This is a genomic window from Micromonospora marincola, from assembly GCF_056150385.1.
In genome coordinates, this window is record NZ_JAXCFT010000022.1 from 20,453 (window position 1) to 45,603 (window position 25,151).

Annotated in this window: 24 protein-coding genes and 2 pseudogenes; 9 read left to right on the plus strand and 17 right to left on the minus strand. The window is 72.7% G+C overall.

Going from position 1 to position 25,151, the window contains the following annotated elements; genetic code table 11:
• Positions 1-145 precede the first annotated feature (145 nt).
• Both SM450_RS28030 and SM450_RS28035 read right to left on the minus strand, forming a co-directional pair.
• Positions 146-790, minus strand: coding sequence for an HAD family hydrolase (locus SM450_RS28030; RefSeq protein WP_474622783.1), 645 nt, complete (start codon positions 788-790; stop codon positions 146-148).
• Between the two features lie 59 nt (positions 791-849).
• Positions 850-1,689: a carbon-nitrogen hydrolase family protein gene (locus tag SM450_RS28035; protein WP_474622784.1), complete on the minus strand. Its 840-nt coding sequence runs from the start codon at positions 1,687-1,689 to the stop codon at positions 850-852.
• Positions 1,690-1,756: 67 nt separating this feature from the next.
• Here SM450_RS28035 and SM450_RS28040 point away from each other — a divergent pair, with 67 nt between their 5' ends.
• The 7 genes from SM450_RS28040 (at position 1,757) to SM450_RS28070 (ending at position 8,199) form a co-directional block, all read left to right on the plus strand.
• Complete coding sequence (locus SM450_RS28040; RefSeq protein ID WP_474622785.1) at positions 1,757-2,329, plus strand: TetR/AcrR family transcriptional regulator; 573 nt, start codon at positions 1,757-1,759, stop codon at positions 2,327-2,329.
• A 92-nt stretch (positions 2,330-2,421) separates the two neighbouring features.
• On the plus strand, positions 2,422-3,354 hold the full coding sequence (locus tag SM450_RS28045) for a TIGR04222 domain-containing membrane protein (protein ID WP_474622786.1): 933 nt from the start codon (positions 2,422-2,424) through the stop codon (positions 3,352-3,354).
• Positions 3,351-4,169, plus strand: coding sequence for an MbnB/TglH/ChrH family RiPP precursor modification enzyme (locus tag SM450_RS28050; protein WP_474622787.1), 819 nt, complete (start codon positions 3,351-3,353; stop codon positions 4,167-4,169). Before SM450_RS28045 ends, SM450_RS28050 begins: the two co-directional genes overlap by 4 nt.
• Positions 4,166-4,612 carry an SCO6045 C-terminal-like domain-containing protein gene (locus tag SM450_RS28055; RefSeq protein ID WP_474622788.1) on the plus strand — a complete coding sequence of 149 codons (447 nt, stop codon included), beginning with the start codon at positions 4,166-4,168 and terminating at the stop codon, positions 4,610-4,612. The genes SM450_RS28050 and SM450_RS28055 overlap by 4 nt, the downstream gene beginning before the upstream one ends.
• Positions 4,613-4,644: 32 nt before the next feature.
• A complete protein-coding gene (locus tag SM450_RS28060; RefSeq protein WP_474622789.1) occupies positions 4,645-5,406 on the plus strand; it encodes an SDR family oxidoreductase in 762 nt (253 codons plus the stop codon).
• Between the two features lie 40 nt (positions 5,407-5,446).
• Positions 5,447-6,097: a G/U mismatch-specific DNA glycosylase gene (gene mug, locus SM450_RS28065; protein ID WP_474622790.1), complete on the plus strand. Its 651-nt coding sequence runs from the start codon at positions 5,447-5,449 to the stop codon at positions 6,095-6,097.
• Between the two features lie 1,859 nt (positions 6,098-7,956).
• Positions 7,957-8,199 (plus strand): hypothetical protein, encoded by a 243-nt coding sequence (locus SM450_RS28070; RefSeq protein ID WP_474622791.1) that lies wholly within the window; start codon positions 7,957-7,959, stop codon positions 8,197-8,199.
• On the opposite strand, the gene SM450_RS28075 is transcribed toward SM450_RS28070, so the two are convergent.
• The 3 genes from SM450_RS28075 to SM450_RS28085 form a co-directional block, all read right to left on the minus strand.
• On the minus strand, positions 8,196-10,178 hold the full coding sequence (locus SM450_RS28075) for an ABC transporter ATP-binding protein (protein WP_474622842.1): 1,983 nt from the start codon (positions 10,176-10,178) through the stop codon (positions 8,196-8,198). The two genes, SM450_RS28070 and SM450_RS28075, sit on opposite strands and share 4 nt — an antisense overlap.
• A gap of 115 nt (positions 10,179-10,293) precedes the next feature.
• Positions 10,294-11,061 (minus strand): enoyl-CoA hydratase/isomerase family protein, encoded by a 768-nt coding sequence (locus tag SM450_RS28080; protein ID WP_474622792.1) that lies wholly within the window; start codon positions 11,059-11,061, stop codon positions 10,294-10,296.
• 46 nt (positions 11,062-11,107) lie between these two features.
• Positions 11,108-11,335, minus strand: a complete 228-nt coding sequence (locus SM450_RS28085) for a helix-turn-helix domain-containing protein (protein WP_007072022.1) — start codon at positions 11,333-11,335, stop codon at positions 11,108-11,110.
• Positions 11,336-11,547: 212 nt separating this feature from the next.
• Here SM450_RS28085 and SM450_RS28090 point away from each other — a divergent pair, with 212 nt between their 5' ends.
• Positions 11,548-12,150, plus strand: a complete 603-nt coding sequence (locus tag SM450_RS28090; RefSeq protein ID WP_474622793.1) for a cadmium resistance transporter — start codon at positions 11,548-11,550, stop codon at positions 12,148-12,150.
• Between the two features lie 485 nt (positions 12,151-12,635).
• Here SM450_RS28090 and SM450_RS28095 read toward each other — a convergent pair whose 3' ends face one another.
• Positions 12,636-14,243, minus strand: a complete 1,608-nt coding sequence (locus tag SM450_RS28095; RefSeq protein ID WP_474622794.1) for an ABC-F family ATP-binding cassette domain-containing protein — start codon at positions 14,241-14,243, stop codon at positions 12,636-12,638.
• Positions 14,244-14,489: 246 nt separating this feature from the next.
• Between SM450_RS28095 and ypfJ the strand changes: the two genes are divergently transcribed.
• On the plus strand, positions 14,490-15,404 hold the full coding sequence (ypfJ, locus tag SM450_RS28100) for a KPN_02809 family neutral zinc metallopeptidase (protein WP_474622795.1): 915 nt from the start codon (positions 14,490-14,492) through the stop codon (positions 15,402-15,404).
• 24 nt (positions 15,405-15,428) lie between these two features.
• On the opposite strand, the pseudogene SM450_RS28105 reads toward ypfJ, so the two are convergent.
• From SM450_RS28105 to SM450_RS28155, 11 genes and pseudogenes are all read right to left on the minus strand, one after another.
• Positions 15,429-16,580: pseudogene (locus tag SM450_RS28105) on the minus strand (RCC1 domain-containing protein); the annotation flags it as partial.
• A gap of 165 nt (positions 16,581-16,745) precedes the next feature.
• A complete protein-coding gene (locus SM450_RS28110) occupies positions 16,746-17,384 on the minus strand; it encodes an acVLRF1 family peptidyl-tRNA hydrolase (RefSeq protein WP_474622796.1) in 639 nt (212 codons plus the stop codon).
• An 18-nt stretch (positions 17,385-17,402) separates the two neighbouring features.
• Entirely contained in the window at positions 17,403-18,035 is a 633-nt protein-coding gene (locus tag SM450_RS28115; RefSeq protein WP_474622797.1) for a LysE/ArgO family amino acid transporter, read from the minus strand.
• A gap of 343 nt (positions 18,036-18,378) precedes the next feature.
• Positions 18,379-18,780 carry a metal-sulfur cluster assembly factor gene (locus SM450_RS28120; protein WP_474622798.1) on the minus strand — a complete coding sequence of 134 codons (402 nt, stop codon included), beginning with the start codon at positions 18,778-18,780 and terminating at the stop codon, positions 18,379-18,381.
• Positions 18,781-18,851: 71 nt separating this feature from the next.
• Positions 18,852-19,310: pseudogene (gene sufU / locus SM450_RS28125) on the minus strand (Fe-S cluster assembly sulfur transfer protein SufU); the annotation flags it as partial.
• Positions 19,310-20,617, minus strand: coding sequence for a cysteine desulfurase (locus tag SM450_RS28130; protein WP_474622799.1), 1,308 nt, complete (start codon positions 20,615-20,617; stop codon positions 19,310-19,312). The pseudogene sufU and the gene SM450_RS28130, both read right to left, overlap by 1 nt.
• A 6-nt stretch (positions 20,618-20,623) precedes the next feature.
• Entirely contained in the window at positions 20,624-21,397 is a 774-nt protein-coding gene (gene sufC / locus SM450_RS28135) for a Fe-S cluster assembly ATPase SufC (RefSeq protein WP_474622800.1), read from the minus strand.
• Entirely contained in the window at positions 21,397-21,723 is a 327-nt protein-coding gene (locus tag SM450_RS28140) for a non-heme iron oxygenase ferredoxin subunit (protein ID WP_474622801.1), read from the minus strand. The genes sufC and SM450_RS28140 overlap by 1 nt, the downstream gene beginning before the upstream one ends.
• Positions 21,723-22,868: a Fe-S cluster assembly protein SufD gene (gene sufD, locus SM450_RS28145; RefSeq protein WP_474622802.1), complete on the minus strand. Its 1,146-nt coding sequence runs from the start codon at positions 22,866-22,868 to the stop codon at positions 21,723-21,725. Before sufD ends, SM450_RS28140 begins: the two co-directional genes overlap by 1 nt.
• Before the next feature lie 54 nt (positions 22,869-22,922).
• Positions 22,923-24,353, minus strand: coding sequence for a Fe-S cluster assembly protein SufB (gene sufB, locus SM450_RS28150; protein ID WP_474622803.1), 1,431 nt, complete (start codon positions 24,351-24,353; stop codon positions 22,923-22,925).
• A complete protein-coding gene (locus SM450_RS28155) occupies positions 24,350-25,087 on the minus strand; it encodes a helix-turn-helix transcriptional regulator (RefSeq protein WP_474622804.1) in 738 nt (245 codons plus the stop codon). The genes sufB and SM450_RS28155 overlap by 4 nt, the downstream gene beginning before the upstream one ends.
• Positions 25,088-25,151 lie beyond the last annotated feature (64 nt).

Consider the following 25,151-nt stretch of genomic DNA (forward strand, 5'->3'; position numbering starts at 1 on the left):
GTCGAGGCTGGTGGAGGGTTGTGGAACGACCCTGAGAAAACGGCCATGACCGACCTCCCCTCCTCGACCGGGCGGCGCCCGGGTGCGCCCTCGCGCGGCACCATGGTCGCGGGGCGACCCGGGCGGCGCAACCGATTTTCCCCGCTCAGCCCGCCAGCACGGCGGCCACGGCCGGAATCAGCCCGTCCTCGACCCGGGTCGGCGCGAACCGGGGGTCCGACCAGCGGCGGCCCCGGTGCAACCAGACGCTCGGGAGGCCGACCGCGGTCGCGCCGCCGATGTCCGCCTCCGGGCTGTCGCCGACCACCCACGCGCCACGCAGCGGCATCCGGGCCCGCTGGGCGGCGAGCGCGAAGATCCGCGGGTTGGGTTTGCTGACCCCGGCCTCCTCGGAGATCACCCAGTCGGCGACGTACCGGTCCAGGCCGGTCCGGCGGATCTTGTCGTCCTGCTGACGCGCCGCGCCGTTGGTGACCACGACCGGCACCCAGCCGGCGTCGGCGGCGATCCGCAGCGCGCAGGCCACGAGCGGGTCGAGCCGCATGTGCGAAACCACGCCGTCGCGCAGCTCGTCGACCAGGTCGATGGAGGGGATGCGCAGGCCGTAGCGGTCACGGATGGCGTCGGCCACGTCCCAGCGGTCGGTCAACCCGTCGGCGTCGACGGAGACCAGCCAGTCGAGGTCGACGGTGGGCGCGCCGATGGTGTCCAGGAAGCGTGCTCCCCAGGCGCGGAACGACCCGTCGCGGTCCAGGAGGGTGTTGTCCAGATCAAGCAGGAGCAACGGCACTTGAGCACCCTACGGGAACGGCCGGGACACCGGCAGGGCCGAGGGTCCCGCGTGCACTGTCACGCGACGAGCGTCGCGCGGGCGGCCCCGGCGTCGGGCAGCCGGTCGAGCAGCATGGTGTGTGCCGCGCGGGTGTCCGCCAGGACACCCGGGTCCAACGCCGCCACCAGTACGTCCTCCCCGGTGTCCGCGCCCCGGGCCAGCGGCCGGCCCTCCGGGTCGTAGACCGCCGCGCCACCGTTGAACCGCCAGGGATCCGCGCCGCCGACCGCGTTGGCGAAGACCACGAACATGGTGTTGTCAAGCGCGCGGGCCGCGTAGTAGAGGTCACGGCGGTGGGCCGAGCCGGCCAGGTAGCCGCTGGGGCACAGATATCCGTGCGCGCCGTCGGCCGCGGCGGCCCGGCCGTGCTCGGGAAAGCAGCCGTCGTAGCAGATGCCGAGGCCGAGCCGCCACTCGTCGACCACGAGGGTGGCGCCGCGCCGGCCGGCGTCGAACAGCTCGCGCTCGCCGCTCCAGAGCTGCTGCTTGTCGTACGCCGCGGTGACCGCGCCGGCCGGGTCGACAACGAGCGACGAGATGGTGCGCCGCCGGTCGGGGTGGCGGACCGCCGCGCCGATCACGACGGCCGCCCCGGCGTCCCGGGCAGCGGCGCGCAGCGGGTCCAGCCGCGGGTCGTCGACCCGCCCGTCGGGGTCGGCGGCCACGTCCGTCCCCGGGTCCGCGCCGAGCGTCGGCGGATGGTACGCCGGCAGGAACAGCTCGGGCAGCACGACGACGCGGGCACCGGCGGCCCGGTGGACCAGGCGGGCGGCGGCGCGGGCGTTGCCGGGGACGTCCCCGGGCACCGGTTCGGCCTGGACGGCGGCGACGGTGAGCGGTCGGGTGGGGAGGGACACGACCGGGATCGTAGCGAACCGTACGTACGGTTTGCGCCGGCCCCCTGCCACCTGGGACGATCGTGCCGTGCCCAGAGTAAGTCAGGACCAGCTCGACGCGCGCCGGCAGGAGATTCTCGCCGCGGCGCGGGCGTGTTTCGCCCGACACGGCTACGAGGGCGCCACCGTGCGGCGGTTGGAGGAGGCCACCGGCCTCTCCCGGGGCGCGATCTTCCACCACTTCCGGGACAAGGACTCGCTCTTCCTCGCCGTCGCCGAGGACGACGCCGCCGCCATGGTGGAGACCGTGGCCCGTAACGGCCTGGTGCAGGTGATGCGCGACCTGCTGGCCCGGGCCGTCTCCCCGGACACCACCGGCTGGCTCGGCAGCCAGCTCGAGGTCTCCCGCCGCCTGCGCACCGACCCGGCGTTCGCCAAGCGCTGGTCCGAGCGGTCGGCGGCGATCGCCGAGGCGACCCGGGAGCGGCTGCTCCGCCAGCGGGAAGCAGGCGTGCTCCGCGACGACGTGCCGATCGACGTGCTGGCCCAGTTCCTGGAGCTGGCCTACGACGGGCTGGTGCTGCACCTGGCGATGGGCCGCCCCGCCGGCGACCTGAGCCGCGTGCTCGACCTGGTCGAGGAGGCCGTCCGCCGGCACTGAGTCTCGGTGCGGTAACTGCGCCGCCCGCGGGGATCGACGCTGGCGCACCTGCTCCACAATGAGCCGCGACCCCCTCGCGACAGGAGCACACCATGACCGTCCTCGCGGCCGACACCTGGGGCGTCCCCGGCCCCGTCTTCCTGCGCTGGTATCTCGTCGCGGCCGTCGTCCTGGTCGTCGGCACGGCGGTGTACCGGTTCCGCGCCCTGGCCGGCACCGCCGTGACCGATCACGGCGCGCTCGGGCCGCAGCAGGTCGCGTACCTCAACGGGGGCGACCAACTCGCGGTCTGGACCTCCCTCGGCGGCCTGCGCCGGGCCGGCGCGGTCGGGGTGCACCCGGACCGGCGGTTGGCCCCCGGCGGGCCGCTGCCGGCCGGGATGACCCCGCTCGACCAGGCCGTCCACCACGCCGCCGGCCGCGGGCTGCGCTCCCGCGAGCTGGCCCGCGACGAGTGGGTCCGGCGCGCCCTCGACGAGCTGCGCGACGGCCTGGTCCGCCGCGGCCTGGCCCTGGACCAGGAGCGCCGCCGGTCGCTGCGGCGCGGCGCCATGCTTGTCGGTTTCCTGCTGGCGCTCGGCGTCGTGCGCGCCTTCGTCGGGCTGACCAACGGCCGCCCGGCCGGCTGGCTGCTGCTCACCCTGTTCCCGCTGTTCGCCGCGTTCCTGCTGCTCAACCGCGTGCCCTGGCGCACCCGGGCGGCCACCGCCGCGCTGCGCGACCTGCGCCGCCGGCACGCCTGGCTGCGCCCCTCCGCCGCACCGGCGTACGCCACCTACGGCCCGTCGGACGCGGCCCTGGGCGTGGCGCTGTTCGGCACCGCCACGCTCTGGACCATGGACCCGGGCTTCGCGGAGCAGGCCGAGATCCAGCGCCAGGCGATGGGATCCACCGGCAGCTCCGGCACCTCGTGCGGCGGCGGCAGCTCCTCCTCCTGCGGCGGCTCCTCCTCCTCCTCCTGCGGCGGCGGCAGCTCCTGCGGTGGGGGTGGCGGGTGCGGGGGCGGCGGCGGGTGCGGCGGATGAGCGGCCCGTCCGGCGTCGGCATCGGCTGGCGTCCCGAGATCGCCGGTTTCGTGGCCGGCCTGCCGGGGCTGCGGTTCGTCGAGGTGGTCGCGGAGACGGTCGCCCCGGCCGGGCCGCCGCCCGAGGGCCTGGCCGAGCTGCGCGAGCGCGGCGTCACAGTCGTACCCCACGGGGTGCGGCTCTCGCTCGGCGGCGCGGAACCTGTCGACCCGGCCCGGGTGGCGCACCTGGCCGGGGTCGCGACGGCGCTGGCGGCGCCGCTGGTGAGCGAGCACATCGCGTTCGTGCGGGCCGGCGGGCTGGAGGCCGGCCACCTGCTGCCGCTGCCGCGCAGCCGGGAGGCGGTGGCCGCGGTGGTGGCGAACGTGCGGCGGGCCCAGGCGGAGTTGCCGGTGCCGCTGGCGCTGGAACCGATCGCCGCGCTCTTCGACTGGCCCGACGACGAGCTGGACGAGGCGGACTTCCTCACCGAGATCCTCGACGCCACCGGGGCGCTGCTGCTGCTCGACGTGGCGAACGTGCACGCCAACGCGCGCAACCGGGGTGGCGACGCCGCCGCGTTGCTGGACCGGCTGCCGTTGGAGCGGATCGCCTACGTCCACGTGGCCGGCGGCGCCGAGGCCGGCGGCTTCTACCACGACACGCACACCGACCCGGTGCCCGCCGAGGTGCTCGACCTGATCCGCCAACTGTGCGACAGGCGCCGGCCGCCGGCGCTGCTGCTGGAACGCGACGGCCACTACCCGCCCGCCGCCGAGCTGCGCGGCGAGCTGGACGCGCTGGCCGCCGCCTCCGGCCACCCGGTGATCACGTGAGCGGCGACCTGGCGGCCCGGCAGGCCGAGCTGGTAGCCGCGCTTGTGGCCGCCGGGCCGCTGCCGCCCGGCTTCGCCCCGGCGCCGGTCGAGGCCGCCCGCCGGGCACTGCTGCGTAAACGGGCCGGCGACGTGGCCCGGCACTGGCCGCTGCTCGCCGCCGGCCTCGGCGCCGACTGGCCGGCGGTCTTCACCGGCTGGGCGGCCGGCCGCCCCACGAACGGTTCGCTGCGCGACGGCTGGGACCTGGCCCGCGAACTGCGCGACGCGGGCACGCTGCCGCCGCTCGGCGCGGAGGAGCTGGCCGGGCGCGAGGCCGCGAGCCGCTACGACGGCCGCGCCGCGCCCCGGCCCCGCCGCCTCCCGGCGCTCGCCCGCACCGGCGGCGCCGTCGCGGTTCAGCTCGCCGGCCGGGTACGCCTGCTGCGGCCCGCCCCGCGCTGACAGGTCCCGCCCGATGCGGCAGGATCGGGCGCATGGATCTCGGACTCGCCGACCGGGTGTACGTGCTGACCGGCGCGTCCGCCGGCCTCGGCTTCGCCACCGCCCAGCAGCTCGTCGCGGACGGCGCCCGGGTGGTGCTCTCCGCCCGGGCGCCGGAACGGGTGGCCGCCGCGATCGAGGCGCTCGGCGACCCGACGCGGGCCATCGGGCTGGCCGCCGACCTGGCCGACCCCGGCACCCCGGAACGCCTGGTCGCGGCGGCCCGCGAACACTTCGGCCGGCTCGACGGCGCGCTGGTCTCGGTCGGCGGGCCACCCCGGGGCACCGCCGCCGAGGTCACCGACGAGCAGTGGCGGGAGTCGTTCGAGACGGTCTTCCTGGGCAGCGTCCGGGTCGCCCGCACGGTGGCCGGCGCGCTCACCGACGGCGGCGCGATCGGCCTGGTGCTCTCCACCTCGGTGCGCGGGCCGCTGACCGGGCTCGGCATCTCCAACGGCCTGCGACCGGGCCTGGCCGGCGTGGCGAAGGACATGGCCGACGAGTACGGTCCGCGCGGCGTACGGGTGCTGAGCCTGCTGCCCGGACGCATCATGACCGACCGCAACCGGGAGTTGCTGGCCGCCTCCGGCGACGCCGACCGGGCCCGCGCCGAGGCGGAGGCGGCGATCCCGCTGGGCCGCTTCGGCGAACCGGCCGAGTTCGGCCGGGTGGCCGCGTTCCTGCTCTCCCCCGCCGCCGGCTACGTCACCGGGGTGACCGTGCCGGTCGACGGCGGCGCGGTGCGCGGGCTGTGACCGGGCTCCGGGCGACCTCGCAGCTCGCGGCGGCGTTCCGGTGAACGACCGACGCCGCCCCGGGGGCGGGCGGCCAGAGCCCGCGCCCGGCCCCGGCACGCCGGCCCGCCGCCACCCCCGGCCCAGCCGGGAACAGCTCGCCGCGGCGGCCGACCGGCTGCTGCCCGACGTGCTCGCGCCCGGGCTGGACGTGCTCTTCGTCGGGATCAACCCGGGCCTGTGGTCGGCGGCCACCGGCTGGCACTTCGCCCGCCCGGGCAACCGGTTCTGGCCGGCGCTGCACAAGGGCGGCTTCACCCCACGGCTCCTGCACCCCAGCGAGCAGGACGAACTGCCGGCGCTGGGGCTGGGCATCACGAACATGGTGGCCCGGGCCAGCGCCCGCGCCGACGAGCTGACCGCGCGGGAGCTGGTCGACGGCGCCCGCATGCTGACCGGGAAGGTCGAGCGCCACCGGCCGCGCTGGGTGGCGGTGGTCGGGGTGACCGCGTACCGGATCGGGTTCGCCAGGCCGAAGGCCGGCTTCGGGCCGCAACCGGAGCCGCTCGGCCCGGCCCGGCTCTGGGTGCTGCCCAACCCGAGCGGCCTCAACGCCCACTTCACGCCGGAGACCCTCGGAGCGGCCTTCGGCGAGCTGCGCGCGGCGGTCAGCGGCGATGACGCACCGCGACGGCGGGGCCGCACGACGTAGAGCCGCCCTGCGATAATCGCGGCCATGCATGGACTGGCCACGGGCGGGCTGCCGGATGTCATCGAGCGCGGCATCGCCAGCGGCTCCGCCCAGTTCGTGCTGGCCATCATCGGGACGCTCATCGCGCTCGTCACGTTGCTTGTCACGCGGTGGTTCCCCCGGACCCCGGCCCGATCGCCCGACGACCTCGCCGACGACCTCGCGCGGGCCATGCGGAAACGGGGTGGCCAGGAGATCATCGAGCGGGACCTGACGGCGCCGATCCCGATCACGTGGCGCCGTGCCTCCGCGCCGATCGGCGCCCCGGCGCGAGCCGCGCTGACCGGCCCCTTCGAGCCACTTCCCGGTGCGGAGCGCGTCACCGAACAAGACCTGGTCAAGGGTACGCACAAGGACCTCTACGCGCTCTACGCCGGCCTGCCCTCCGGTCGACTGGTCATCGCCGGGCCGCCCGGCGCCGGCAAGAGCACCGCGGCCGTCCTCCTGTTCCGGGACGCGCTTGAGGCACGCGGGCGGGCCAGCCCGGAGCACCGGGCCCACATGCCGGTGCCGGTGCTGGTCAGCCTGCGCGGCTGGGACGCCGCCACCACGTCGCTCGCGCACTGGATCACCGGCCGGATCGCCGAGATTCCCGGCTTCGCCAAGGACGCGGCAAAACTCGTCGAGGGCCACCGGGTCTCCGTGATCGTCGACGGGCTGGACGAGATCGGCGAGGGGCTGCGTCCCGTCGTCCTGCGGGAGCTGAGCCGGCAGGCCGACTTCCGGCTGGTGCTGCTCAGCCGGATCGACGAGCTGACCGCGGCCATCAGGCGATATCCACTGATCGGAGCGGCGGGGATCCAGCTCCGGCCCGTCGGCGAGGACACCGCCGCCCACTACCTCCTGAGCCGGCTCTCCTCCCCGCCGCCGCCCGCCTGGGAGAAGGTGGTCGACCGACTCAGGCTCGGGCCGACCGGTCCGCTCGCCGGCCCCCTCCAGAACCCGTTCATGCTCACCCTGCTCCGCGACGCGTACGACCCACTCGATCCGGTTGACGAACTCCTGGACCGTCGCCGGTTCAAGAAGGCCCGGCAGGTCGAGCACCATCTGCTCGACCGCGCGCTGGCCGCGGCGTACGCCGCCGGCCCGGGAGGACCGCCACCGCGGTACTCTCTTCGCACCGCCCGACAGACGCTCGGTTTCCTCGCCCACCACCTCAGCCGCACCGGCGGCCTCAAGTGGTGGGACCTGCCGCCGACGGGCCCCGCACGCCCCGGCGTGGGCACGCTGTCCGCCCTGGCGGTCTGGTATTCGGTAGCCCTTCCGATCGGCCTGCTCTTCGGCCTGTCGTACCGGCTCGGGGACGGACGTGAGATCACCAGCGGGCTGCCGATCGGGCTGATCATGGGGCTCGCGTCGGCGTTCGTCTCGATCCGGGGACGGGAACCGACGCGACGACGGGTGCCGCGGCGCTGGTGGCAGACCGTGTTCGCACCCCGCAGTATCCTGACCTCCCTCCCGCTCGGGCTCGCGCTGGTCCTGCCGCTCACGCTGATCGGCTCGGCCCTGCCCGGCGTCGGCGGTTGGATCGTCACCGGGCTGGCCGCCTGGCTGACGATCGAGTTCGGCGGCTTGCTGTTCACCACGGCGCAGCCCGACGACTACGCGCTCGATCCCCGACGGTCGTGGCGGGACGACGCGGTCGCAAGTGCGATGCTTGCCGCCACCGGGGGGACGGGCGCGTTCGTCGTGGGCATCGGCTTCGGCATGCACTACCACGCGGACCTGCCCGAGGCACTGGCGATCGGCGTGCTGGGGGCCTCGCCAACGCCCTCTGGCTCTGGTCGTTCTCCACCACCTGGCGGGCCTGGTGCCGCCAGGTGGAGCTGGCCGTCCGCTTCCGGACACCCCTGCGGATGCGCCGCTTCCTGGAGGACGCGCGAGAGCGACAGATCCTCCGCACCGCGGGACCGGTCTACCAGTTCCGGCATGCGCTGCTCCAGGAACACCTCGCCGAGACGTGGGCCGAGGCCCACCGATCGGTGCCGCGCCAGCAGACACCGTCGCCCGGCCGAGGACCGGCCCGGCGTGTCACCACCGCCCCGGCGCGGGACGCCTCCTAGTTCGCCGACGCCGGCGGCATGGCCTCCTGCGCGACGTACGTACCCAGGGGCACCGTGGTCACGATCGGCTCGGGCTGCTCCGGCTCGGCGTACGGGGCCGGGGAGTCGGCGACCGCGAACTGGGTGCGGTAGAGCTCGGCGTAGAGGCCGCCGACCGCCACCAGCTCCTCGTGCCGACCACGCTCGACTATCCGCCCCTCGTCGAGGACGAGGATCTGGTCGGCGTCGCGCACGGTGGAGAGCCGGTGCGCGATCACAAGCGCGGTACGCCCGGTCAGCGCCACCGACAGCGCCCGCTGCACCGCCGCCTCGCTCTCCGAGTCGAGGTGCGCGGTGGCCTCGTCGAGGATCACGAGGGACGGGGCCTTGAGCAGCAGCCGGGCGATGGCGATCCGCTGTTTCTCGCCCCCGGAGAAGCGGTAGCCGCGCTCGCCGACAGTGGTGTCGAGCCCGTCGGGCAGGGCCCGGACCAGGTCGGCGACCTGCGCGCCGGCAAGCGCCGCCCAGATCTCGTCGTCGGTCGCGTCGGGTTTGGCGTAGCGGAGGTTCTCCCGGATCGTCTCGTGGAACAGGTGCGAGTCCTGGGTGACCACGCCGATCTCGTCGCGCAGCGACGCGAGCGTCGCCTCCCGGACGTCGACGCCGCCGACAAGCACCTGCCCCTCGCTGACGTCGTAGATCCGGGAGATCAGCATGGACAGCGTCGACTTGCCGGCGCCGGACGGCCCGACCAGGGCGACCATCTGCCCGGGCTCGACGGCGAACGAGACGCCCTTGAGCACCGGCTCGTTGACCGTCCGGTCGAGCGCGGCGACCTCCTCCAGCGAGGCCAGCGACACCTCGGCGGCGCTCGGGTAGCGGAAGCGCACGTCACGGAACTCGACCCGGCCGTTGCGCGGCGGGACCGGCACCGCGTCGGGCTTCTCCGCGATGCCGGGGCGCAGGTCGAGCACCTCGAAGACACGGTCGAAGGAGACCAACGCGCTCATCACGTCGACCCGGACGTTGGAGAGCGCGGTGAGCGGGCCGTAGAGGCGGGTGAGCAGCAGGGCCAGCTTGACGACCGTGCCCGCGCTCACCGCGCCGGCGACGGCGAGCCAGCCGCCCAGCCCGTAGGTAAGCGCCTGGGCCAGCGAGGCGACAAGCAGCATCGCCACGAAGAAGGTGCGGGAGTACATGGCGGACTGGATGCCGATGTCGCGCACCCGCTCGGCCCGGCCGGCGAACCGCGTGGCCTCCACCTCGGGCGCGCCGAACAACTTGACAAGCAGAGCGCCCGAGACGTTGAACCGCTCGGTCATGGTGGCGTTCATCTTGGCGTCGAGGTCGTAGGACTCCCGGGTGATCTCCGCCAGCCGCCGGCCGACCCGGCGGGCCGGAATGATGAAGATCGGCAGCAGCACCAGCGCCAGCACGGTGATCTGCCAGGACAGCACGAGCATCGCCGCGGCGGTGAGCACGAGCTGGATGACGTTGCTGACCACCCCGGACAACGTCGAGGTGAACGCCCGCTGGGCGCCGAGCACGTCGTTGTTGAGCCGGCTCACGAGCGCGCCGGTCTGGGTGCGGGTGAAGAACTGCAGCGGCATCCGCTGGACGTGGTCGTAGACCCGGGTGCGCAGGTCGAGGATGATGCCCTCGCCGATGCGGGCGGAATACCACCGCTGGGCCAGCGAGAAGAGCGCGTCGGCCACGGCCAGCACGGCGATGACCAGGGCGAGCCGGACCACGGTGTCGCGGGCGTCGGAGCCGCCGCCGGCGATGGCGTCGATGACGTCACCGGCGAGCAGCGGGGTGGCCACGCCGATCACCGCGGCCACGATGACGGTGATCAGGAAGACGACGATGTCGCGCCGGTAGGGCTGGGCGAACGCGACGATCCGCCGGGCGGTGCCGCGCTTGAGTTGGTGGGCGGAGACCTCGTCGCGGTTGCGCAGCGACCGGAGCATGCTCCAGCCGCCCATGCCGCCGCCGGCCATGTGGTTGGACACTCGTCACCTCCGGGTCGTCGGGCAACGGAGAACCGTCGGAGTCCATTCTCCCGACGCCTGTGACAACCTCGCGAGTAACCCGGATCTTCCCGAGCGGTCCTTACTATTCGCCGCGGCCGGCCAGGTCGCGGATCCGCCGGGTCTGCGCCTCCCGCTCGGCCCGCTGCTGCTCGGCGTGCGACCGCCCGACCGCGCCGGCGAGCAGCGCCTTGATTTCCACGATCGCGTCCCGGTTGTTCGCCAGCAGCCCGGCGGACAGGTCGCGCACCGCGCCGTCCAGCTCGTCGTTCGGCACCACCAGGGTGGCCAGGCCGATCCGGTCCGCCTCGGCGGCGTCCATCCGGCGGCCGGTGGCGCAGATCTCCAGCGCCCGGGAGTAGCCGACCAGCTCGACAAGTCGGCGCGTGCCGGCCAGGTCGGGAACCAGGCCGAGGGTCACCTCGGCCATCGAGAGCCTGGCGTCGGCGGCGAGCACGCGCAGGTCACAGGCGAGGGCGAGTTGGAAACCGGCGCCGATGGCATGGCCCTGCACGGCGGCGATCGAGATGACGTCCGGCCGGTGCAGCCAGGTGAAGCCGCCCTGGTAACCGGCGATCCGGTCGGCACACTCGCTCTCGGGGAGCGTGGCCAGCTCGGCGAAGGAGCCCGGCCCGGAGGCGCCGGCGACCGAAAGGTCCAGGCCGGCGGAGAAGGAACGCCCCTCGCCGCGTACGACGACGACCCGGACGTCACCGGGCAGGTCCCGGGAGAATTCGCTCATGGCACGCCACATGGCCGGGGTCTGGGCGTTGAGCACGTCGGGCCGGCACAACGTCACCGTCGCAACCGGCCCGTCGCAGTCGAGTCGAACTCCGGTCGTCTCGGCGGTCACCGGACCACCCGGAGCGCGACGCTGATGGACGACGCTGGGGGGCGGGTCACGCCTTCTTGCGGCGCCGGGCGCCGCCGCGCTGCCGCAGCTGCACCCCGGACTCGGTGAGCACCCGGTGGATGAACCCGTAGGAACGGCCGGTCGAGGCCGCCAGCGCACGGATGCTCTCACCCCCGGTGTACCGCTTTACCAGGTCTTTGGCGAGCGTCTGACGCTCGGCCCCGACGATCCGGCGACCCTTCTCAGTGCTGGTGGCTGTGCCGGTGGCTGCCATGCTGATTCCTCACGTCCCAGACTGTGCGGTTCGGATACGGTCCCACCTATTAGACCGCCTCGGACGATCATGCGCCAGATATCAACTATTCGCCAACCGACACGCTACGTATTGTCAGCTTCCCGATAGAGTGATCCTTTCGATCGTCCGATCCGTACCGCGTGTCGGATGCAGGGGCGAGGGTCGGCACGGACCGGCCGTACCCTGCTCCGGTGACCGACCTGATCACCGCCGCGGCCGGCGCCGCCGGCGTGTTCGCCGCCACCAACCTCGACGACGTCGTCGTGCTCACCGTGCTGTTCGTGGCGGCCCGACGCAGTGGCCGGCCTCGACCCTGGCAGATCGTCGCCGGCCAGTACGCGGGCATCGGCGCGCTCGTCGCCGTCGCGGTGGTGGCCGCCGCCGGACTGCTTGTGGTGCCCGACCCGTGGCCCGGTCTGCTCGGGCTGCTGCCGATCGCGCTCGGCGTGCGCGCGCTGCTCGCCCGCGCCGACGAGGACGAGCCGCCGGCGGTGGTCGGCAGCCTGCTCGGCGTCGCCGGGGTCACCGTGGCCAACGGCGCCGACAACATCGCGGTCTACGTGCCGGTCTTCCGTGCCCTCACCCCGCTCACCGGCCTGCTCTGGCTGCTGGTCTTCGCCCTGCTGGTGGCCGCCTGGTGCGGCGTCGCCGCCGCGCTCGGCAGCCACCCCCGGGTGGTGGCCCTGGTCGGCCACGCCGGACACTGGCTGGTGCCGGCCATCTTCATCGCCATCGGCGCGACGATCCTGCTCACCTCCGGCGTCCTCCCGCACCTACTGGGAGCTGTCGGGTGAGCCGATCGGCACACTCGACACCGGTAGCCGCGGGTGGGTGAGCACTCTCCCCGCCTGTACGCCTTCCAACCCGGGCCCGGCCCGGCCTTCGGGCTCGAAGATCTGTGAGTGGGGCTGCCCAGGGGCTCATCACGTCGGCGGCGACAAGCGACCCCTGCGCCGCCAGCCAGCCGGGCCGGGCCGAGATGGACGCCGGAGACCACGTACGTGATCCGCCACCGGCCACCCGCCACCGCACTGCTCCCATACGGCGGACAACCCTCTCGCATCCCGGAAACCAGAGAGATCTTGGAAGGAAAATGCCCCTCCGGGGGCCACTGCCCTCCAAGATCGACGAACGACCAGCCCAACCCGCCCTTCAGGAAGGGCAAGTCGGTGATCATGAGGTTGACGGCGGTGTGGATCTCGTACGGTGCCGCCAACTTCATGATCGACGCCGGAGGGCGGGGCGGGGGACGGGGTGGGGTGGGGTGGGGTGGGGTGGGTCAGGCCAGCTCTACCAGTTCCAGGAGGTCGTCGGACCAGGCGTCCTCGTCGCCGTCGGGCAGCAGGATGGCGCGGTCCGGCTTGAGCGCGGTGACCGCGCCCGGGTCGTGGGTGACAAGCACGATCGCGCCCGGGTAGCGGGCGATCGCGTCCAGCACCTGCTCCCGGCTGACCGGGTCGAGGTTGTTCGTCGGCTCGTCCAGCAGCAGCACGTTGGCGCCCGAGCAGACCAGGGTGGCCAACGCCAGCCGGGTCTTCTCACCGCCGGAGAGCACCCCGGCCGGCTTGTCCACGTCATCCCCGGAGAACAGGAACGCGCCGAGGATCTTGCGCAGGTCGGTGTCGGTCTGGTCCGAGGCGGCGCTGCGCATGTGCTCCAGGATCGTCCGCTCCACGTCGAGCGTCTCGTGCTCCTGGGCGTAGTAGCCGAGCCGCAGGCCGTGCCCGGGACGCACCTCGCCGGTGTCCGGCTCCAGCAGCCCGCCGAGCATCCGCAGCAGGGTGGTCTTGCCGGCGCCGTTGAGGCCGAGGATGGCGACCCGGGAGCCACGGTCCACCGCGACGTTGACGTCGGTGAAGATCTCCAGCGACCCGTACGACTTGGACAGGCCGGCGGCGGTGAGCGGCGTCTTGCCGCACGGCGCCGGGTTGGGGAAGCGCACCTTGGCCACCTTGTCGGACACCCGGACCTCGTCCAGGCCGGAGAGCAGCCGCTCGGCGCGCCGGGCCATGTTCTGCGCGGCGACGGTCTTGGTGGCCTTGGCCCGCATCTTGTCCGCCTGCGCCATCAACGCGCCGGCCTTCTTCTCGGCGTTGGCCCGTTCCCGGCGGCGGCGTCGCTCGTCGGTCTCCCGCGCCTCCAGGTACGCCTTCCAGCCGAGGTTGTAGTTGTCGACCACGGACCGGGTGGCGTCCAGGAACCACACCTTGTTGACCACGGACTCCAGCAGCGACCCGTCGTGGGAGATCACGATCAGGCCGCCCTTGTGGTTGGCGAGGAAGCCACGCAGCCAGGTGATCGAGTCGGCGTCGAGGTGGTTGGTGGGCTCGTCGAGCAGCAGGATGCCGCCGCCGTTCTCGCCCGCGTCACGGAACAGGATCCGGGCCAGCTCGATGCGCCGGCGCTGGCCGCCGGAGAGGGTGCCGATGGTCTGTGCCAGGGCCCGGTCGGGCAGACCCAGGTTGGCGCAGATCCGGGCCGCCTCGGCCTCGGCCGCGTAGCCGCCGAGCGAGGCGAACTGGTCTTCGAGCGCGCCGTAGCGGCGGACCAGCCGCTCGTCGTCGGCGCCCTCGGCGAGCTTGTTCTCCAGCTCCGTCATCTGCGCCATGAGCACGTCCAGGCCGCGGGCGGAGAGCACCCGGTCCCGGCCGGTGACCTCCAGATCGCCGGTACGCGGGTCCTGCGGCAGGTAGCCGATGGCGCTGCGCCTGTCGATCTGACCGGCGTACGGCTGGCCCTCCCCGGCGAGCACCTTGAGGGTGGTGGTCTTGCCGGCGCCGTTGCGCCCGACCAGGCCGATCCGGTCTCCCGGCTGCACCCGCAGGGTGGTGTCGGACAGCAGGATCCGGGAACCGGCGCGCAGTTCCAGGCCGGTGGCAGTGATCATCTCGGAAGACTCGCTCTCGGGGTCCGGAAGGGCTGACTCAGGGCACGCGAAAGCGCCGGCGGATCGTCATCTCCGTCGGCGCGGGGCCGTTCAGCCTTCGCAGCGCAGCACGGAACAAGTGTACCGGGCGCGTCGCACCCACCCGGCCGGATTACCGGGCAAGATCATCGGGTACCGAATCCGCCGTCCGGACCCGGTCCGGTACCGCAACCATCACACACGGACACATCGGTGATCGGGGTCAACATGGAGCTGAATGAGAACGCGCGGGTCGACACCAGCCAGGTGGACGACCGGCGAGGGTCCGGCGGCGGGGGCGGGATGGGCATCCCGATCCCGGGCGGCGGCGGCCGGGGCGGGATCGTGGGCATCATCATCGCCGTGGTCGTCGCCCTCGTGGGCGGCGGCTTCGGCCTCAACGCGGCCACCAACGGTGGCGGTTCCGACCAGGGCGACAACGCCTCGCTTGAGCAGAAGTGCTCCGCACAGGACGCGCTGGAGCAGCTCGACTGCCGCAACACGCTCTACGTCAACTCCATCCAGGCCTACTGGCGCACAGCCATGCCTGAGGTGTTCGGCGAGCAGTACAAGCCGTCCAAGACGGTGTTCTTCAGCCAGAACGTCAACACCGGCTGCGGCGCGGCCGACTCGGGGGTCGGCCCGTTCTACTGCCCGGCCGACGACCTGGTCTACATCGACCTCACGTTCTACCGCCTGCTCGCCGACCAGCTCGGCGCCGAGGGCGAGTTCGCCCAGCCGTACGTCCTGGCCCACGAGTACGGCCACCACGTGCAGGACCTGCTCGGCACCGAGGCGCAGATGCGCCGGCAGCAGCAGCGCGACCCGCAGAACGCCAACGCGCTCTCGGTGAAGCTGGAGTTGCAGGCCGACTGCTATGCCGGCGCCTGGGCCAAGAACGCCACCGGCACCGCCGACGACCAGGGCCAGAAGATCTTCAAGAGCATCACCGACCAGGACATCAAGCAGGCCGTCGACACCGCCGAGAAGATCGGTGACGACGCCATCCAGCAGCGCTCCGGCCGGCCGGTGAACCCGGACGAGTTCACCCACGGCACGTCCGAGCAGCGTCGGCAGTGGTTCACCAAGGGCTTCTCCACGGGCGATCCGAAGGCGTGCGACACCTTCGGCGGCGGCCAGTAGGCGCGACCTGCTCCCCGCCAACGGGCCGTCGCCCAACTGGCCCCCGCTGTTGTCGCCCCAGCACCACAGGCCGCCGTCGGTGCGGATCGCGCAGGCGTGGTCGGTGACGGCGAGGCCGCCGGTCCACGTGGTGGCGGTGCCGACACGGGTCGGCGCGGACCGGTGGGTGGTGGTGCCGTCGCCCACCTGGCCCATCGAGTTCTTGCCCCAGCACCACAGGCTGCCGTCGGTGCGCGACGCGCACGACGTGTCGCCGCTCGCGGCCACCCGGCTCCACGTGGTGGTCGTGCCGATCTGGACCGGCGCGGTCTGGTAGCTGCCGCTCACGCCGAGCTGCCCGTACCCGTTCTCGCCCCAGCACCACAGGCTGCCGGACCGGATCCCGCAGGTGTGGACGTAGCCGGCGGTGACGCCGGTCCAGGTGTTCGCGGTGCCGATCTGCGCCGGCGTCGGCTGGGCGCTCAGGGTGCCGATACCGACCTGCCCGTCCGAGCTGAGACCCCAGCACCACAGCGTGCCGTCGGTACGGAGCCCGCAGGTGTGCGCGTAGCCGGTCGAGACGCTCGCCCAGTTGGTCGCGGTGCCGACCTGTAGCGGGGTGGTCGCCACGTAGGGCGAGGCACCGACACCCAACTGGGTGGTCCGGTTGAAGCCCCAGCACCACAGCGTGCCGTCGGTGCGTACGGCGCACGTGTGCGCCGGGCCGGCGCTGACGCTTGCCCACGTGGTGGCGGTGCCGACCTGCACCGGAGTGCTCTGACTCGTGGTCGTGCCGTCACCGAGCTGACCCCGGAAGTTCGAGCCCCAGCACCACAGCGTGCCGTCCGTCCGGACCGCGCAGGTGTGCCCGGTGCCCGCGTCGACAGCGGTCCAGGTGGCGGTGCCCACCCGCACCGGAGTGTTCTGGTTCGTGGTGGTCCCGTCGCCGAGCTGACCACCGTAGTTCGAGCCCCAGCACCACAGGCCCCCGTCGGTCACGATCGCGCACGTGTGCGCGCCGCCCGCGGTGACGCTGCTGACCGACTGGGCCGCGAGCGCGGAGGCGGGATTGACGCTCGCGGCAGCCGTGCCGGCCGTGAGCATGACGCTTCCGGCGCACATCGCCACCGCGGCGGCGAGGAGCCTCGTCGCACGGCGCCACCGGGTCCGCAGCCGGCCGTCCTGTTGTCCGCTCATGAAAATGTTCTCTCCCAACGATGTCGGTGCTCGGATGGCGGAGGCGAAGCTGCCCCGGCGGGTCGCCCGGAGACCCACCACTTCGTGACACCGACCTTAGGCATCGTTCTTATTCAATGCACTGTCGGCTCGTTGGATTGACCGCCTTGATGCGATCTTTCCCGTTCAGCGGACCAGGATGTGGACCACCCGGGCGGCGGCGACGGCGGCCACGAGCACCGCGTGCCGAGGCTCGGGCACGTCGAGCAGGCGCTCCGCGCGCAACGCCACGAGCGGGGCCAGCCGCCGGTCGGCAAGCACCGTGTCGACCGCCCGCCGGTCACCGCCGCAGACAAGCGCCGCGAGCGTGCCCGCGGCCGGCAACAGCAGGCGTACGGCGAGGTCGGCCGCGTCGCCGAGCGCCGCCCTCGCCTGGTTGTCGCGCCGCCTGGCGAACCGCTGCTGGGACCAGCCGCCCGCGGCGGTGCGACCCTGCACGTATCTGGTGTCCACCTTGGAGACCACCAGCTCGGTGCCGTCCGCGACGCCGACCGCCACCGCGCCCTTGCGGGCCAGCAGCAGGCCGAGCCGGCGGGGAGCCGCGGCGACGCCGACGAATCCGGGCAGGTCCGCCGCCGGGCGGGCACCGGGCGGGGAGTGCAACTCGGCGGTGGCGCCGTCCGGGGCGGTCAGCAGCAGCCCGTACCCCAGGGCGGTGATGGTGGGCGGGCCGTGCCGGTCGGCGAAGCCCTCGACCCAGCGGGTGACGCGGGCCGGATCGACCTCGACCCACCGGCCACCCCCGGCTGCGGGACGGCTGCTCATGGCACGACGGTACGCGGTTCAGCCGGACAGCAGGGTGACGGCCGCGAGACCGGCGATCAGGGCGCTTGACACCAGCCCGGTGACAAGCCGCCCACGCGGTCCGGCCAGCACCCGGCCGACCACCGAGCCACCGCCGGCCACAAGCAGTTGCCAACTCGCCGAGGCCACGAACGCGCCCGTCACGAACGACGCGGCGGTGACCGGATCCGGGTCGGCGGCATCCCGGCGGCCGAGCACCAGCGCGGCGAAGTAGAGCACCGTCGCCGGGTTGAGCAGGGTCAACCCGAGCAGCGCCGCGTACGCCCGGGCGGGGGTGTGCAGGCCGCGACCGGCCGGCGCCTCGGCGACCTGCCGGGCCCGCCGGCCGGACCAGGCGCGCCACAGGCCGTGCGCGGCGATGCCGAGCAGGACCAGCGCGGCGACCACCCGCAGCGGCCCGGCGACCGGGGCGAGCACCCGGGCCAGCCCGGCGCCGCCAAGCGCGGCGACCGTGGCGTAGAGCCCGTCGGCGGTGGCCACGGCGAGCGCGGCGGCTGCGCCGACCCGGAACCCGTTGCGCGCGCTGAGCCCGAGGATGAGGATCGCGATCGCGCCGACCGGGATCGCGACGCCGTAGCCGGCGACCAGGCCGGCGAGGAACGCGCCGGTCACGACGACAGGCGACGGGTCGGGGCGGCCGTCGGCAGGGCACCCTGTCGGCGCGCGGAAAGGAGGCCCGCACGGACCTGGGTCTGCTTCGGGTACGCCTTGATCATCCGCTCATCCTGCGACCCACCCCGCTCCCCCGCCACCAATTTCCGCCCCACCCCACCCGCCCACGCCGCCCTCACCCCACCCGCCACGAGCCGCTGATTCACGGAAAGAGTGGCTTCCGGCGCGCGGATAGGCACTCTTTCCGTGAATCAGCGCGCATCCCGAGGGGTGGGGGTGGGGGACACGTCGGGCGCGGCACCCCATTACGGGGTGCCGCGCCCGGGTGGTGACCCGATACGGGTCAGACGTTGAAGCCGAGCGAGCGGAGCTGGTCGCGGCCCTCGTCGGTGATCTTGTCGGGGCCCCACGGCGGCAACCAGACCCAGTTGATCCGGATGTCGTTGACCAGGCCGCCGCCCGGGCCGGTGGTCAGCGCCTGCCGGGCCTGGTCCTCGATCACGTCGGTAAGCGGGCAGGCCGCCGAGGTAAGCGTCATGTCCAGGGTGGCGACGTTCTCGTCGTCCACGTGCACGCCGTACACCAGGCCCAGGTCGACCACGTTGATGCCCAGCTCGGGGTCGACGACGTCCTTCATCGCCTCCTCGATGTCGCCGAGGGCGGCCTTACCGCCGCCCGGCGTCACCGGGCTGTCGGTCGCCACCGCGCCGGTCTCCGGCGTCGTGGTGATCTCGTCGTCGCTCATGCCGCCCCCTCGCTTCGCTCGGCGCCGGCATGGGACGCCGCCGCGCTGTATTGGTGATTCGCCTTCGACTCGGGGCTCACGCCCACCCCGGCGCGTGCCGCGGCGTCCTTGAACGCCATCCACGACAGCAGCGCGCACTTGACCCGGGCCGGGTAGCGCGCGACACCCGCGAACGCCACCCCGTCCCCGAGCACGTCCTCGTCCGGCGTGACCTGGCCACGCCCGGACATCAACTCGACGAACGCCTCGTGCACCGCGGCGGCGTCGCCCGCCGCCCGGCCGCGCAGCAACTCGTGCAGGATGCTCGCCGACGCCTGGCTGATCGAGCAGCCCATCCCGTCGTACGAGATGTCGGTGAACACCGTGCCGTCGGTCGCCACCCGCACGGTGATCTCGTCGCCGCAGGTCGGGTTGACGTGGTGCGCCTCGCCGACCCGGGCCGCCGGATCCGCCGCGTCCCGCAGGCCACGGCCGTGCGGGTGCTTGTAGTGATCCAGGATGATCTCCTGGTAGAGAGATTCGAGTTGCATCAGTCGAACACCTTCCGCACCCGCTCCAGGCCCGCCACAAGCGCGTCGATCTCCGCCGTGGTGTTGTAGAGGTAGAACGACGCCCGCGTCATGGCCGGCACGCCGAAGCGGGCACACACCGGCTTGGCGCAGTGGTGCCCGACCCGCACCTGCACGCCGAGCGAGTCGAGCACCTGCCCGACGTCGTGCGGGTGCACGTCACCGAGGGCGAACGAGATCGTCCCACCGCGCCCGACCGGCACGGACGGGCCGAAGATCCGCAGCCCGGGCACGGTGGCGAGGGCATCGAGCGCGTACGCCGTCAGCTCCTTCTCGTGCCACTGGATCGCCGGCATGCCGACGCCGGTCAGGTAGTCCACCGCCGCGCCGAGCGCGACCGCCTCGGCGATCGGCGGCGTGCCCGCCTCGAACCGGGCCGGCGGCGCGGCGAACGTCGACCGCGCCATCGTCACCGTCTCGATCATCGAGCCGCCGCCCATCACCGGGGGCATCGCGGCGAGCAGCTCGCCCCGGCCCCAGAGCACGCCGATGCCGGTCGGGCCGCACATCTTGTGCCCGGTGAAGACGATGAAGTCGGCGTCCAGGTCGACCACGTCGATCGGCAGGTGCGGCACCGACTGGGAGCAGTCGAGCAGCAGCAGCGCACCGACCTGGCGGACCCGCTCGGTGATCCGCGCGGTGGCGTTCACCGTGCCGAGGATGTTCGACACGTGCACCAGGGAGACGATCTTCGTCCGTTCGGTGACCAGTTCGTCCAGGCCCGACTCATCCAGCCGGCCGCCGTCGGTGACCGGGAACCAGCGCAGCGTCGCGCCGGTGCGCTCCGCCAGCAACTGCCACGGGACGATGTTCGAGTGGTGCTCCATCTCGGAGATCACGATCTCGTCGCCAGGGCCGAGCCGGAACCGGTCGTCGCCGCCCGCGCCCAGGGAGGCGTTGGAGAACGCGTACGCCACCAGGTTGATCGCCTCGGTGGAGTTCTTGGTGAACACCACCTCGTCCACACTCGGCGCGTTGAGGAACGCGGCGATCGTCGCCCGCGCGCCCTCGTACGCCTCGGTCGCCTCGGTGCCGAGCGTGTGCACCGAGCGCGACACGTTGGCGTTGTGCATCGCATAGTGCTCGGCGAGCACGTCGAGCACCTGCCGCGGCTTGTGCGAGGTGTTGGCGCTGTCCAGGTAGACAAGCGGGTGGCCGTTGACCTCCCGGTCCAGGATCGGGAAGTCGGCCCGCACCGCCGCCACGTCGAAACGCGGCACGTCGTCGTACTGCGGCATGCCCGCCGGGATCGCGATGGAGGAGGCCATGTCAGGTCAGGCCCGCGCCGCGCCGGCCCCGGCGACGTACCGCTCGTAGCCCTCTTCCTCGAGCTTGTCGGCCAGCTCGCGACCGCCCTGCTCGACGATCCGGCCGGCGACGAAGACGTGCACGTGGTCCGGCTTGATGTAGCGCAGGATCCGGGTGTAGTGGGTGATCAGCAGCATTCCGGTGTCGCCGGTGTCACGGACCCGGTTCACGCCCTCGCTCACCACGCGCAGCGCGTCCACGTCGAGGCCGGAGTCGGTCTCGTCGAGGATGGCGATCTTCGGCTTGAGCAGCTCAAGCTGCACGATCTCGTGCCGCTTCTTCTCCCCGCCGGAGAAGCCCTCGTTGACGTTGCGCTGGGCGAACGCCGGGTCCATCTGGAGCTTCTCCATGGCGCCGCGCAGCTCGCCGGCCCAGGTACGCAGCTTCGGCGCCTCGCCGTCCAGGGCGGTCTTCGCCGTACGCAGGAAGTTGGCCACCGACACGCCGGGGACCTCGACCGGGTACTGCATGGCCAGGAAGAGGCCGGCGCGGGCCCCCTCGTCGACGGACATGGAGAGCACGTCCTCCCCGTCGAGGGTCACCTCGCCGCCGGTGATCTCGTACTTGGGGTGGCCGGCGATCGAGTAGGCGAGCGTCGACTTGCCGGAGCCGTTCGGGCCCATGATCGCGTGGGTCTCGCCGGAGCGCACGGTCAGGTCGACCCCGTGCAGGATCGGCTTGAGCTCACCCTCGGGCAGCTTGACCGACACCTTCAGGTCGCGGATCTCCAGGGTGCTCATCAGCGGGTCACTCCATTGCTCGGCGTCAGACTGACAAAGATGTCGCCGTCGCGAACTTCGACGGGATAGACGGGTACGGGTTCGGTCGCGGGCAGCCCGGTGGGCTCACCGGTACGCATGTCGAAACGGGATCCGTGCAGCCAGCATTCCAGCGTGCAACCCTCGACCTCGCCCTCGGAGAGCGCCACGGCGGCGTGCGAGCACTCGTCGTGCACGGCGTAGAACGCGTCGTCCTCGCCGTGCACGACGGCGATCTGCACGCCGTCCACGTCGGCGCTGATCACGGCGCCCTTCGGCACGTCCTCGGTCGAACAGATCCTGATCATCAGGCGCCGGCCTTCGTGAGACGGGCCTCGATCGCGTCGCCGAGCCGCTCGCGCAGGTCCTCGACCGGGATCTTGTTGATCAGCTCGGCGAAGAAACCGCGCACCACCAGGCGCCGCGCCTCGCCCTCCGGGATGCCCCGGGCCATCAGGTAGAACAGTTGCTCGTCGTCGAACCGGCCGGTCGCGCTGGCGTGCCCGGCGCCGGCGATCTCGCCGGTCTCGATCTCCAGGTTGGGCACCGAGTCGGCCCGGGCACCGTCGCTGAGCAGCAGGTTCCGGTTGATCTCGTACGTGTCGGTGCCTGTCGCCTCGGCCCGGATCAGCACGTCGCCGACCCAGACGGTGTGCGCCTCGTCGCCCTGGAGCGCGCCCCGGTAGCCGACGTTGCTGCGGCAGTCCGGCACCGAGTGGTCGACAAGCTGCCGGTGCTCCAGGTGCTGGCCGGAGTCGGCGAAGTAGAGGCCGTACAGCTCGGCCTCGCCGCCACGCTCACCGTATTCCACTGTGGTGTGCTGCCGGACCAGGTCGCCGCCGAGGGTCACCTGCACGTGGACGATCCTGGCGTCGCGACCCAGCCGCACCTTCAGGTGCTGCGCCTGGACCGCGTCGTCGGCCCAGTCGGCGACCGTGACCAGGGTCAGCTTCGCCCCGTCCGCCACGGTCACCTCGACGTTGTCGGCGAGCGTCGCCGAGCCGACGTGCTCAAGCACCACTGTCACCTCGGCGAACCGGCCCACCTCGACGAACGTGTGGCCGAACGCGAGCGCCCCGGCGTCCTCGCCGACCGCCCGCAGGCGCACCGGCGCGTCCACGACGGCGTCGCGGGCGACCGCCACCAGCAACGCGCCCTCGGCCGCGCCGTAGGCGAGCGCGCTGACCCGGTCGAACGGGGTGAGCACGCTGCCCATCCGCGGGTCGTCCCGGCCGATCCGGTCGACGGTGACGCCCTCGGGCAGGTCGCCGTACTCGTGCCGGACCGTGCCGCGCGGCGAGCCGGAGCCGTCACCCGTCAGGCCGCGGAGGCGCTTGAGCGGGGTGAAGCGCCACTCCTCCTCCAGGCCGGTCAGGGCCGGGAAGTCGGCGACGTCGTACGAGCGGAGCGCCTGCGACTTGGTCGTGGGCGGCGCGGAAGCCTGGGTAGTCATCTCTTCCTTGGTCTGTTCAGCGACGGCGGTGTCAGTGGGTGCGGGAGGCCGCGGTCAGCCGACCGCGCCTTCCATCTGCAGCTCGATCAGGCGGTTGAGCTCCAGCGCGTATTCCATCGGAAGCTCCTTGGCGATCGGCTCGATGAAGCCGCGCACGATCATCGCCATCGCCTCGTCCTCGCTCAGGCCCCGGCTCATCAGGTAGAAGAGCTGGTCGTCACTGATCTTGGAGACGGTCGCCTCGTGCCCCATCGACACGTCGTCCTCACGGATGTCGACGTACGGGTAGGTGTCGGAGCGGGAGATGGTGTCGACGAGCAGCGCGTCGCACTTGACCGTGCTGCGGCTGCTGTGCGAACCCTCAAGCACCTGCACCAGGCCGCGGTAGGAGGTCCGGCCACCGCCCCGGGCGATCGACTTCGACACGATGGTCGAGGACGTGTGCGGCGCCGCGTGCACCATCTTGGCGCCGGCGTCCTGGTGCTGGCCCTCACCGGCCATGGCCACCGAGAGCACCTCGCCCTTGGCGTGCTCGCCGGTCATGTAGACCGCCGGGTACTTCATGGTGACCTTGGAGCCGATGTTGCCGTCGACCCACTCCATGGTCGCGCCCTCGTGGCACACGGCGCGCTTGGTGACCAGGTTGTAGACGTTGTTCGACCAGTTCTGGATGGTCGTGTAGCGGCAGCGCGCGTTCTTCTTGACCACGATCTCCACGACCGCGCTGTGCAGCGAGTCGGAGGAGTAGAGCGGCGCGGTGCAGCCCTCGACGTAGTGCACGTACGCGCCCTCGTCGACGATGATCAGCGTCCGCTCGAACTGGCCCATGTTCTCGGTGTTGATCCGGAAGTATGCCTGCAACGGGATCTCCACGTGCACGCCCTTCGGCACGTAGATGAACGAGCCGCCGGACCAGACGGAGGTGTTCAACGCGGCGAACTTGTTGTCGCCGACCGGGATGACCGTGCCGAAGTATTCCTTGAAGATGTCCTCGTGCTCGCGCAGCGCGGTGTCGGTGTCGAGGAAGACGACGCCCTGCTCCTCAAGGTCCTCACGGATCTTGTGGTAGACGACCTCGGACTCGTACTGCGCCGCGACGCCGGCGACCAGCCGCTGCTTCTCCGCCTCCGGGATGCCCAGCCGGTCGTAGGTGTTCTTGATGTCCTCGGGCAGGTCCTCCCAACTGGTGGCCTGCTTCTCGGTGGACCGCACGAAGTACTTGATGTTGTCGAAGTCGATCCCGGTGAGGTCCGCGCCCCAGGCCGGCATCGGCTTGCGGCCGAACAGCCGCAGGCCCTTCAGGCGCAGGTCGAGCATCCAGGCCGGCTCGTTCTTCTTGGCCGAGATGTCCCGCACCACCGCCTCGTTGATACCGCGCTGGGCGGACGAGCCGGCGACATCGGGGTCGGCCCAGCCGTACTCGTAACGACCGAGGGCGGCGAGCTGCTCCTCCTGGGTCAGGGGCTGGACGATCTGCTCGGTCATCTATCTGTCCTCACAGTGGTGACGGTGGAACCGGACTGGGCGGGAATGTGCGTGGTGCACACGCCGTCGCCGTGCGCGATGGTGGCCAGGCGCTGCACGTGGGTGCCGACCAGACGGGAGATAACCGCGGTCTCGGCCTCGCACAGCTGGGGAAACTCGGCGGCCACGTGCGCCACCGGGCAGTGGTGCTGGCAGAGCTGACCGCCGGAGGCGATCGTGGACGCGTTGGCAGCGTAGCCCTCGGCGGTAAGCGCACCGGCGAGCGCCTCGGCCCGCGCGAGCGGGGCGTCGCCGGCGTCCTCCATGGCGGACCGGCAGCGCGCCTCAAGCGCGGCCACCTGGTCGGCCGCGAACTCCGCGACCGCCTCGTGGCCGCCGGTGCGGGCGATCCACCGGAGCGCGGCGGTGGCCATGTTGTCGTAGTGGTGGGTGCCGCAGCGCACCCGGGCCGCCTCGGTCAGCACGAAGACCTTGGCCGGACGCCCACGCCCCCGGCTGCCCCGCACCACCTGCTCGCGGGCGACCACGTCACCGTCGGCGAGCATCGCGTCGAGGTGCCGGCGGATCGCCGCCGGGCTGAGGCCGAGCGCCGAGCCGAGCTGCGCGGCGGTGGTCGCGCCCCGCTCCAGCAGCAACTGGGTGACCCGGTCCCGGGTCGGCAGGTCGGCAGGCGCCGTCGCACCGGCGACCGTGCTGGTCACCGACCCTTCGGACAGCGCTGCCACGTTTTTCACAACGACAACGTTACGTAATTCGCGCGGGCCCCGCAAACCCGGGGTCCGGTGATCCCGACCACCG

Coding starts and splice junctions, on each gene's coding strand:
- sufC (WP_474622800.1), bottom strand. CDS start 21,397: ATGAGCACCCTGGAGATCCGCGACCTGAAGGTGTCGGTCAAGCTGCCC.
- SM450_RS28120 (WP_474622798.1), bottom strand. CDS start 18,780: ATGAGCGACGACGAGATCACCACGACGCCGGAGACCGGCGCGGTGGCG.
- SM450_RS28095 (WP_474622794.1), bottom strand. CDS start 14,243: ATGATCACTGCCACCGGCCTGGAACTGCGCGCCGGTTCCCGGATCCTG.
- SM450_RS28140 (WP_474622801.1), bottom strand. CDS start 21,723: ATGATCAGGATCTGTTCGACCGAGGACGTGCCGAAGGGCGCCGTGATC.
- SM450_RS28085 (WP_007072022.1), bottom strand. CDS start 11,335: ATGGCAGCCACCGGCACAGCCACCAGCACTGAGAAGGGTCGCCGGATC.
- sufD (WP_474622802.1), bottom strand. CDS start 22,868: ATGACTACCCAGGCTTCCGCGCCGCCCACGACCAAGTCGCAGGCGCTC.
- sufB (WP_474622803.1), bottom strand. CDS start 24,353: ATGACCGAGCAGATCGTCCAGCCCCTGACCCAGGAGGAGCAGCTCGCC.
- SM450_RS28130 (WP_474622799.1), bottom strand. CDS start 20,617: ATGGCCTCCTCCATCGCGATCCCGGCGGGCATGCCGCAGTACGACGAC.
- SM450_RS28060 (WP_474622789.1), top strand. CDS start 4,645: ATGGATCTCGGACTCGCCGACCGGGTGTACGTGCTGACCGGCGCGTCC.
- SM450_RS28050 (WP_474622787.1), top strand. CDS start 3,351: ATGAGCGGCCCGTCCGGCGTCGGCATCGGCTGGCGTCCCGAGATCGCC.
- ypfJ (WP_474622795.1), top strand. CDS start 14,490: ATGGAGCTGAATGAGAACGCGCGGGTCGACACCAGCCAGGTGGACGAC.
- SM450_RS28045 (WP_474622786.1), top strand. CDS start 2,422: ATGACCGTCCTCGCGGCCGACACCTGGGGCGTCCCCGGCCCCGTCTTC.
- SM450_RS28075 (WP_474622842.1), bottom strand. CDS start 10,178: ATGGCCGGCGGCGGCATGGGCGGCTGGAGCATGCTCCGGTCGCTGCGC.
- SM450_RS28110 (WP_474622796.1), bottom strand. CDS start 17,384: ATGAGCAGCCGTCCCGCAGCCGGGGGTGGCCGGTGGGTCGAGGTCGAT.